Source organism: Bacteroides sp. MSSM.1001136sp1_RTP21357st2_D2_RTP21359_211015, from assembly GCF_040913205.1.
Taxonomy (GTDB): Bacteria; Bacteroidota; Bacteroidia; order Bacteroidales; family Bacteroidaceae; genus Bacteroides; species Bacteroides ovatus.
In genome coordinates this window covers 23,333-33,371 of record NZ_JBDFVF010000052.1, presented here as the reverse complement: position 1 = coordinate 33,371, position 10,039 = coordinate 23,333, and the positions used below count along the sequence as shown (strand labels likewise).

At 42.4% G+C, this 10,039-nt stretch carries 8 protein-coding genes; all 8 read left to right on the top strand.

Going from position 1 to position 10,039, the window contains the following annotated elements:
- Positions 1–503 precede the first annotated feature (503 nt).
- The 8 genes from AB5217_RS23425 (at position 504) to AB5217_RS23390 (ending at position 10,014) form a co-directional block, all read left to right on the top strand.
- Positions 504–1,094, top strand: coding sequence for a V-type ATP synthase subunit E family protein (locus AB5217_RS23425; protein WP_004297635.1), 591 nt, complete (start codon positions 504–506; stop codon positions 1,092–1,094).
- A gap of 11 nt (positions 1,095–1,105) precedes the next feature.
- A complete protein-coding gene (locus AB5217_RS23420; protein ID WP_004297637.1) occupies positions 1,106–1,948 on the top strand; it encodes a DUF2764 domain-containing protein in 843 nt (280 codons plus the stop codon).
- A gap of 17 nt (positions 1,949–1,965) precedes the next feature.
- Positions 1,966–3,726 carry a V-type ATP synthase subunit A gene (locus AB5217_RS23415; RefSeq protein ID WP_004303858.1) on the top strand — a complete coding sequence of 587 codons (1,761 nt, stop codon included), beginning with the start codon at positions 1,966–1,968 and terminating at the stop codon, positions 3,724–3,726.
- A 29-nt stretch (positions 3,727–3,755) separates the two neighbouring features.
- Positions 3,756–5,084 (top strand): V-type ATP synthase subunit B, encoded by a 1,329-nt coding sequence (locus AB5217_RS23410; protein WP_004297639.1) that lies wholly within the window; start codon positions 3,756–3,758, stop codon positions 5,082–5,084.
- 107 nt (positions 5,085–5,191) lie between these two features.
- Entirely contained in the window at positions 5,192–5,797 is a 606-nt protein-coding gene (locus tag AB5217_RS23405) for a V-type ATP synthase subunit D (protein ID WP_115484705.1), read from the top strand.
- Positions 5,794–7,611 (top strand): V-type ATP synthase subunit I, encoded by a 1,818-nt coding sequence (locus AB5217_RS23400; protein WP_004303856.1) that lies wholly within the window; start codon positions 5,794–5,796, stop codon positions 7,609–7,611. The genes AB5217_RS23405 and AB5217_RS23400 overlap by 4 nt, the downstream gene beginning before the upstream one ends.
- Before the next feature lie 74 nt (positions 7,612–7,685).
- On the top strand, positions 7,686–8,150 hold the full coding sequence (locus AB5217_RS23395; RefSeq protein ID WP_004297644.1) for a V-type ATP synthase subunit K: 465 nt from the start codon (positions 7,686–7,688) through the stop codon (positions 8,148–8,150).
- Positions 8,151–8,352: 202 nt separating this feature from the next.
- Positions 8,353–10,014: a glycogen/starch synthase gene (locus AB5217_RS23390; protein ID WP_004297648.1), complete on the top strand. Its 1,662-nt coding sequence runs from the start codon at positions 8,353–8,355 to the stop codon at positions 10,012–10,014.
- Positions 10,015–10,039: the final 25 nt, after the last annotated feature.

The following is a 10,039-nucleotide window of genomic DNA, read 5'->3' as shown; positions in this document are numbered from 1 at the left end:
GTCACGCCGATGGTACTGCGTAACAGTGGGAGAGTAGGTAGCCGCCGTTTTTTAAGAAGCCCCTTGATTCATTTTGAGTCAAGGGGCTTCTGTCATTTGGTACTTTGCGAAAATTATCAATCTTCAGTCTTCCGGTAAGTCATTGTCGAATAGATCTCCCCGAAGTTTTAGTTTTCTATGAATTTGGTGAAATACCGATAGCTTTTGTTATTTAATCTTGTATTAGTATCCTGTTTGTCGTTTTAAGTATATACATATTTCCAAATGTCTTTTAGATTCCTTATATTTGTTTACCGGCTTGAAAGATTCGGTAAATGTGTCATTTAGTAATAAAAAAGGGGAAAAAGCGGAATAAAATAGGTGTAGGACTGTGATTTTTTTGCAAACAAATCTTTTTCTTTTCTTCTTTCTCTTTTTTATCAAATTGATTTTTGTAAATTTGGCGAGAATCTGACAAAGGACACATAGTTAATATAGTAATAATACTAAATACTCCTGTTAATATGGAAAACAAAATTCAAGAGTTGACCGATAAGATTTATCGTGAAGGCGTGGAAAAAGGAAACGAGGAAGCGCAGAGACTTATCGCGAATGCTCAGGAAGAAGCTAAGAAAATCATTGAGGATGCCCGAAAAGAGGCAGAATCAATTGTAAACTCCTCTCGTAAATCTGCTGATGAGTTAGCAGAAAATACTAAATCAGAGTTAAAACTATTCGCCGGTCAGGCTGTGAATGCGCTCAAATCAGAAATCGCTACAATGGTAACTGATAAGTTGATAACCGCTTCCGTGAAAGATTTCGCTCAGGATAAAGATTACCTGAATGCGTTTATCGTAGCATTGGCATCCAAATGGAGCATAGATGAACCTATCGTCATCTCAACAGCCGATGCGGAATCACTGAAAAAGTATTTTGCAGCTCATGCAAAAGCTTTATTAGACAAGGGGGTGACCATTCAGCAAGTAAATGGTATCAAAACTCTGTTCACTGTTTCTCCGGCGGACGGTTCGTATAAGGTGAACTTCGGAGAAGAAGAATTCATGAATTACTTCAAAGCGTTCTTGCGTCCTCAATTAGTAGAAATGCTATTTTAAAAGAAGCGACTATGAGTAGTAAGTACTATTACTTGGTAGCAGGTTTGCCGGAACTTTCGCTGGAAGACAGCAAACTGAGCTATACAGTAGCCGATTTTAAAACTGAAATCTACGATGGATTGTCTGCTTCAGACCAGAAGTTGATTGACTTGTTTTATCTGAAGTTTGATAATGCAAATGTGCTGAAACTTCTCAAAGATAAAGAAGCGGAAATCGACAAACGGGGAAACTACTCTGCTGACGAACTCTCTGAATATATTTCTATTCTGAGAGAAGGCGGAGAAATCAGTCCTAAAGAATTTCCGGTCTATCTATCCACTTTTATTACTGATTATCTGAATACTCCGGCTGAAAGTACGGTTTTACACGAGGATCATCTGGCTGCTCTATATTATGAGTATGCGATGAACTGTGGGAATAAGTTCGTTTCTGCCTGGTTTGAATTCAACCTGAACATCAATAATATTCTTGTTGCATTTACTAGCCGTAAATTCAAATGGGATATTGCTTCCAACGTTGTGGGAAATACGGAAGTATGCGAAGCATTGCGTACATCGAGTGCCCGCGATTTCGGATTGTCCGGTGAGGTGGATGTGTTTGAATCGTTAGTGAAAATCAGTGAGATTACAGAACTGGTGGAGCGTGAGAAGAAGTTGGATGCTTTGCGGTGGAATTGGATGGAGGATGCTATTTTCTTCGACTATTTCACTATCGAACGTATTTTCGCTTTCCTGCTGAAGCTGGAAATGATTGAACGGTGGATTTCACTGGATAAGGAAAGAGGTAATCAGTTGTTCAGAAGCATTATCGAATCGCTGAAGAACGAAGTGCAGATTCCTGCAGAATTCAGATAATAAAATAAAAAAAATATATGGCAACAAAAGGAACTGTTAGTGGCGTTATTGCCAACATGGTGACCCTCGTCGTTGACGGACCGGTAGCTCAGAATGAGATTTGTTATATCTCGACCGGTGGTGATAAGTTGATGGCGGAGGTGATTAAGGTTGTAGGTTCACATGTATATGTCCAGGTGTTTGAAAGCACACGTGGACTGAAAGTGGGCGCCGAAGCCGAATTTACAGGACACATGCTTGAGGTGACATTAGGCCCGGGTATGCTATCGAAAAACTATGATGGTCTGCAAAATGACCTCGACAAGATGGATGGAGTTTTCTTGAAAAGAGGACAATATACATATCCGTTGGATAAAGAACGTGTATGGCACTTCGTACCCTTAGCGAATGTAGGTGACAAAGTGCAGGCTTCTGCATGGTTGGGACAGGTGGATGAAAACTTCCAGCCGCTGAAAATTATGGCCCCGTTCACTATGAAAGGAACGGCTACCGTAAAAACAATCATGCCGGAAGGTGATTATAAGATAGAAGATACAATTGCCATCCTGACAGACGAAGAAGGAAATGATATTCCTGTGACTATGATTCAGAGATGGCCCGTGAAACGTGCGATGACGAATTATAAGGAGAAACCGCGTCCTTTCAAATTATTGGAGACTGGTGTACGTGTGATTGATACGCTGAATCCGATTGTGGAAGGTGGTACGGGATTTATCCCCGGTCCGTTCGGTACTGGTAAAACAGTGCTTCAGCACGCTATCTCTAAACAGGCGGAAGCGGATATCGTTATCATTGCGGCTTGTGGTGAACGTGCCAATGAGGTGGTGGAAATCTTTACCGAGTTCCCCGAACTGGTAGACCCGCATACGGGACGTAAATTGATGGAACGTACTATCATCATTGCGAATACTTCCAACATGCCGGTAGCTGCCCGTGAAGCATCTGTATATACAGCAATGACACTGGCGGAATATTACCGTTCCATGGGATTGAAAGTCTTGTTGATGGCAGATTCTACTTCCCGTTGGGCACAGGCTTTGCGTGAGATGTCCAACCGTATGGAAGAATTGCCTGGGCCGGATGCTTTCCCGATGGATATTTCGGCTATTATCTCCAACTTCTACGGTCGTGCGGGATATGTAAAACTAAGTAATGACGAAACGGGTTCTATTACGTTTATCGGTACGGTATCTCCTGCGGGTGGTAACTTGAAGGAGCCGGTGACTGAAAATACGAAGAAAGTAGCCCGTTGTTTTTATGCTTTGGAACAGGATCGTGCGGATAAGAAACGTTATCCGGCAGTGAATCCGATTGATTCTTATTCAAAATATATCGAATACCCGGAATTTGAGGAGTATATCAAAGGTCATATCAACGATGAATGGATTGGAAAGGTAAACGAACTGAAAACCCGTTTACAGCGCGGTAAGGAAATTGCCGAACAGATCAATATCCTCGGTGATGATGGTGTACCGGTAGAATATCATGTGATTTTCTGGAAATCAGAATTGATTGACTTTGTTATTCTGCAACAGGATGCTTTTGATGAAATTGATGCGGTAACTCCGATGGAACGTCAGGAAGATATTCTGAACATGATAATCGACATCTGTCATACGGAATTTGACTTTGATAACTTCAACGAAGTAATGGATTACTTCAAGAAGATGATTAATGTCTGTAAGCAGATGAACTACTCGAAGTTCAAATCGGAACAGTATGAAGGATTCCAGAAACAACTGAAGGAATTGATTGCCGAAAGAAGTGTCAATTCATAATCTTTAATTTATAATTTTAATTATCAAAGATGGCAACAAAAGCTTTTCAAAAGATATATACCAAGATTACTCAGATTACCAAGGCTACTTGTTCGCTGAAAGCGACAGGAGTAGGGTATGACGAGCTTGCCACTGTGGACGGTAAACTGGCACAGGTGGTTAAGATTGCCGGTGACGATGTCACTTTGCAGGTATTTGAAGGTACGGAGGGTATTCCGACCAATGCCGAAGTAGTATTCCTCGGCAAATCGCCTACATTGAAAGTGAGTGAGCAGCTGGCCGGACGTTTCTTCAACGCTTTCGGTGATCCGATTGATGGAGGTCCGGACATTGAAGGACAGGAAGTGGAAATTGGCGGTCCGTCTGTGAATCCGGTTCGACGTAAACAGCCGTCGGAACTGATTGCAACGGGTATTGCCGGTATCGACTTGAACAATACACTGGTATCGGGTCAGAAGATTCCGTTCTTTGCCGACCCCGACCAGCCTTTTAATCAGGTAATGGCAAATGTAGCCTTACGTGCTGAAACGGATAAGATTATCCTCGGAGGTATGGGTATGACGAATGACGACTACCTGTACTTTAAGAATGTGTTCTCTAATGCAGGTGCGCTGGACCGTATCGTGAGTTTCATGAATACGACCGAAAATCCTCCGGTAGAACGTTTGTTGATTCCGGACATGGCATTGACTGCTGCAGAGTATTTTGCAGTAAATAATAATGAGAAAGTGCTGGTGCTATTGACGGATATGACGAGCTATGCGGATGCGTTGGCAATTGTATCTAACCGTATGGACCAGATTCCTTCGAAAGACTCTATGCCGGGATCGCTTTACTCGGATTTGGCAAAGATTTACGAAAAGGCGGTGCAGTTCCCTTCCGGTGGTTCAATCACTATTATTGCGGTGACTACTTTGTCTGGTGGAGATATTACGCATGCTGTACCTGATAATACGGGTTACATCACTGAAGGTCAGTTGTTCCTGCGTCGTGATAGTGATATCGGTAAGGTAATTGTTGACCCGTTCCGTTCATTGTCTCGTTTGAAACAGCTGGTAACCGGTAAGAAGACACGTAAGGACCATCCGCAAGTGATGAATGCCGCTGTACGTCTGTATGCCGATGCCGCTAACGCTAAGACGAAGATGGAAAATGGTTTCGACCTGACCAACTACGACGAACGTACGTTGGCTTTTGCGAAGGACTATTCCAATCAGTTGTTGGCTATTGATGTCAATCTTGATACTACTGAAATGCTGGACGTTGCCTGGGGCTTGTTCGGTAAATATTTCCGTCCGGAAGAAGTGAATATCAAGAAAGACTTGGTGGATCAATACTGGCCGAAACAAAATAATTAGACAATTAGACGATTTGCTATTAGGATGATAGTGGACGGATTATATATGTTTATAAGAAGTAATTTCAATCGTCTGATCGTAAATTGTTAAATTAGTAAATCAACGAGATGGCTATAAAGTTTCAATATAACAAAACCTCTCTTCAGCAGCTCGAAAAGCAACTGAAAGTGCGGGTGCGTACGCTTCCTATTATTAAGAATAAGGAAAGCGCCCTCCGCATGGAAGTGAAACGCTGTAAAACGGAAGCTGCCGATCTGGAGGATAGGCTCGAACAACAAATTCAAGCCTATGAAGCCATGTTCGCCCTTTGGAATGAGTTTGACGCTTCATTAATAAAGGTGAATGATGTTCATCTTGGCGTGAAAAAGATTGCAGGTGTACGCGTACCGTTGCTCGAAAATGTAGAATTCGAGATACGTTCGTACAGTATGTTTAATGCTCCCAAATGGTATGCCGACGGTATCCATCTATTGGAAGAGCTGGCTCATACGGCAATTGAACGTGAATTTATGCTCGCCAAGCTGAACTTGTTAGAACATGCAAGGAAAAAGACCACTCAAAAGGTGAACCTTTTTGAGAAGGTGCAGATACCGGGTTATCAGGATGCATTGCGAAAGATCAAACGATTCATGGAAGATGAAGAAAACTTGTCGAAATCTTCGCAAAAGATCATGAAGTCCCATCAAGAAAAAAGGAAGGAGGTAGAGGCATGATTACAAAAATGAAGAAACTCACATTCCTGGTTTATCACAAAGAGTATGAAGAATTCCTGAACAGTCTGCGTGAACTTGGGGTAGTCCATATTGTGGAGAAACAACAGGGGGCTGCTGATAACACGGAGTTGCAGGAGAATATTCGTCTTTCCAATCGCTTGGCGGCTACCTTGAAGTTGCTTCAGAATCAGAAGCATGAAAAGAATGCTGTAATTGCTACGGAAGGTGGAACGGCTGCCCGTGGTATGCAAGTGCTGGACGAAGTGGATGCCCTGCAAACAGAGCATGGAAAGCTGTCGCAGCAGTTGCAAAGCTATGCCAAAGAGAAAGAAGCACTGGAAGCCTGGGGTAACTTTGAACCGGATAATGTTCAGAAGCTGAAAAATGCCGGTTATGTAATCGGTTTTTATAGCTGTTCGGAAGGAAATTACAAGGAAGAGTGGGAAACGGAATACAATGCAATGATTGTGAACCGTATCTCTTCTAAAGTATTCTTCGTGACTCTGACGAAAGGCGGGCAGGAAGTGGATTTGGATGTAGAACAGGCGAAATTACCTGCATACTCTTTGGCACACCTTGAAACGCTTTACAATACGACCGAACAGGCCGTTGAAGAGAATGAAAAGAAGCTGGTTACGTTTTCCGAAACAGAAATTCCTTCCTTGAAGGCTGCTCTGAAAGAGTTGCAAAGCCAGATTGAGTTCTCTAAGGTGGTGTTAAGTTCCGAACAGACTGCCGGTGACAAACTGATGTTAATTGAAGGATGGGCACCTGCATTCAGTCAAGTGGAAATAGAGGCTTACTTGAATGACGCACATGTATATTATGAGATTACCGATCCGATGCCGGGCGATAATGTTCCTATTCGATTGAATAATAAGGGATTCTTTGCCTGGTTCGAACCGATCTGTAAGTTGTATATGCTTCCGAAGTATAATGAATTGGACTTGACTCCGTTCTTTGCCCCGTTCTTTATGGTCTTTTTCGGACTTTGTCTGGGAGATTCCGGATATGGGGTGTTCCTGTTTCTGGGAGCTACGGCCTATCGGTTGATGGCGAAGAAAGTGACTCCGTCAATGAAGTCGATCATTTCATTGATACAGGTATTGGCTGCTTCAACATTCTTCTGCGGTTTGCTGACAGGTACGTTCTTCGGAGCGAATATCTACGATTTGAACTGGCCGATTGTTCAACGTCTGAAACATGCCGTCTTGATGGATAACAATGATATGTTCCAATTATCGTTGATATTGGGAGCTATTCAGATACTATTCGGTATGGTGTTGAAGGCGGTGAATCAGACCATTCAGTTTGGCTTCAAATATGCAGTGGCAACTATCGGATGGATCATCCTGCTGGTTTCCATGGCAGTTTCGGCTTTGTTGCCGGAGGTAATGCCGATGGGAAGTACAGTGCATTTGGTTATTCTGGGTGTTTCGGCTGCTATGATCTTCCTTTATAACAGTCCGGGAAAGAATGTTTTCCTGAATATCGGACTGGGATTATGGGATTCATATAATATGGTCACCGGTTTGCTTGGCGATGTATTGTCTTACGTTCGTTTGTTTGCCCTCGGACTTTCCGGAGGTATTTTGGCGGGAGTATTCAACAGCCTGGCAGTAGGTATGAGTCCGGATAATGTAATAGCAGGCCCGATTGTTATGGTACTGATTTTCGTTATCGGTCATGCCATCAATATCTTTATGAATGTGCTGGGTGCAATGGTTCACCCGATGCGTCTGACGTTCGTTGAGTTCTTCAAGAACTCCGGATATGAAGGAGGCGGTAAAGAGTACAAACCGTTCAGAAATTGAAAATTTGAAGATTAAGAATTAGAAATTGAGAATTAATATTTTAAGAATTAAACAATAAAAAATAGAATAAGATTATGGAAATGAATTTGTTTATCGCCTACATTGGCATCGCGATTATGGTTGGTTTGTCGGGCATCGGTAGTGCTTACGGAGTAACTATTGCAGGTAATGCTGCTATCGGAGCATTGAAGAAGAATGATAGTGCATTCGGTAACTTCCTGGTATTGACAGCTCTTCCGGGTACACAGGGTCTTTATGGTTTTGCAGGTTATTTCATGTTTCAGACAATCTTCGGTATTTTGACTCCTGAAATTACACCTATCCAGGCATCAGCAGTGCTTGGTGCAGGTATTGCTCTGGGATTGGTTGCTTTATTCTCCGCTATCCGTCAGGGACAAGTTTGTGCAAACGGTATCGCAGCAATCGGACAGGGACACAATGTATTTAGCAATACGTTGATTCTTGCCGTATTCCCCGAACTCTATGCAATCGTTGCTTTGGCTGCAACCTTCTTGATTGGTAGCGCACTCGTTGCATAATTTTTAGCAAGAATATTTCCTATAAAGGACTTTCAATCCCCTTGTACATGCTGCTTTGCATGTGCAAGGGGATATTCTTTTTTCATTGTTAGACAACGTTTCTTTCCTCTTCTTAACTCATATTTTTTGTATAAAGTATTATTTTTCAAAGAATAATGTGTACTTTTGCACTCGCATACTAAAAAGAGTTTTAATATATTATATGGTAAAAGATTTATTAACCCCCGATTATATCTTCGAGTCCAGCTGGGAAGTATGTAATAAAGTGGGAGGGATATATACCGTCTTGTCGACACGGGCAAATACATTACAGGAAAAATTCCGCGACAGAATTTTCTTCATAGGTCCTGATGTGTGGCAAGGAAAGGAGAACCCTCTATTCATCGAGTCGGATAACCTATGTGCTGCCTGGAAAGAGCATGCGCTTGAGAAAGACGAACTTTCTGTCCGTGTGGGACGATGGAATATCCCCGGTGAACCCATAGTCATTCTTGTTGATTTCCAACCTTTTTTTGAAAAGAAAGACGATATATACACAGAAATGTGGAATCGTTATCAAGTAGATTCGTTGCACGCCTATGGCGATTACGACGAGGCTTCTATGTTTTCCTATGCCGCAGGAAGAGTGGTGGAGAGTTTCTATCGCTACAACCTGACGGAAACGGATAAGGTGGTATATCAGGCACATGAATGGATGACTGGAATGGGAGCACTTTATGTACAGGAAGCTGTGCCGGAGGTTGCTACTATTTTTACGACCCATGCTACGTCTATCGGTCGTTCCATTGCCGGCAATAATAAGCCGTTGTATGACTATCTGTTTGCTTATAATGGCGACCAGATGGCGCAGGAACTGAACATGCAATCGAAACACTCGATTGAGAAACAGACTGCACATTATGTAGACTGTTTTACTACGGTGAGTGAAATAACCAATAATGAATGCAAGGAATTACTGGATAAACCGGCAGATGTTGTTCTGATGAACGGTTTTGAAGATGATTTTGTGCCGAAAGGAAGCACGTTTACCGGCAAGCGTAAGCGCGCACGTACCTTGATGCTTAGTGTTGCCAATAAATTATTGGGAACAAATCTGGGTGATGATACGTTAATTGTCGGAACCAGTGGGCGATATGAGTTTAAGAATAAAGGTATTGATGTTTTTTTGGAATCATTAAACCGCTTGAACAGGGATAAGAAACTGCATAAGAATGTGTTGGCATTCATCAATGTACCCGGTTGGGTGGGAGAGCCTCGCGAGGATTTGCAGGCACGTTTGAAGAGCAAAGATAAGTTCGACACTCCCCTCGAAGTACCGTTTATCACTCATTGGCTGCATAATATGACTCATGACCAGGTGTTGGACATGTTGAAATATCTGGGAATGGGCAATCGTCCGGAAGATAAGGTAAAGGTGATTTTTGTTCCTTGTTATCTGGATGGTCGTGATGGTATCATGAATAAAGAATATTATGATATATTGCTGGGGCAGGATTTGAGTGTCTATGCTTCTTATTACGAACCGTGGGGATATACTCCGCTGGAAAGTGTAGCTTTCCATGTGCCGACAATCACTACGGATCTGGCAGGATTCGGACTTTGGGTAAACAGCCTGAAGAACCAGCATGGCATTAATGATGGAGTGGAAGTGCTGCATCGTTCGGACTATAATTATTCGGAAGTGGCGGATGGTATCAAAGATACGATTACGTTGTTTGCGGATAAGACTGATAAAGAGGTGAAGGAAATCCGTAAGCGTGCTGCTGAAGTTGCAGAGCAGGCTTTATGGAAGCACTTTATACAATATTATTATGAAGCTTATGATATCGCTTTGCGTAAGGCAAGGATACGTCAGTTGAGTTAAGAAAGAAATTATTTATCAATAAGTA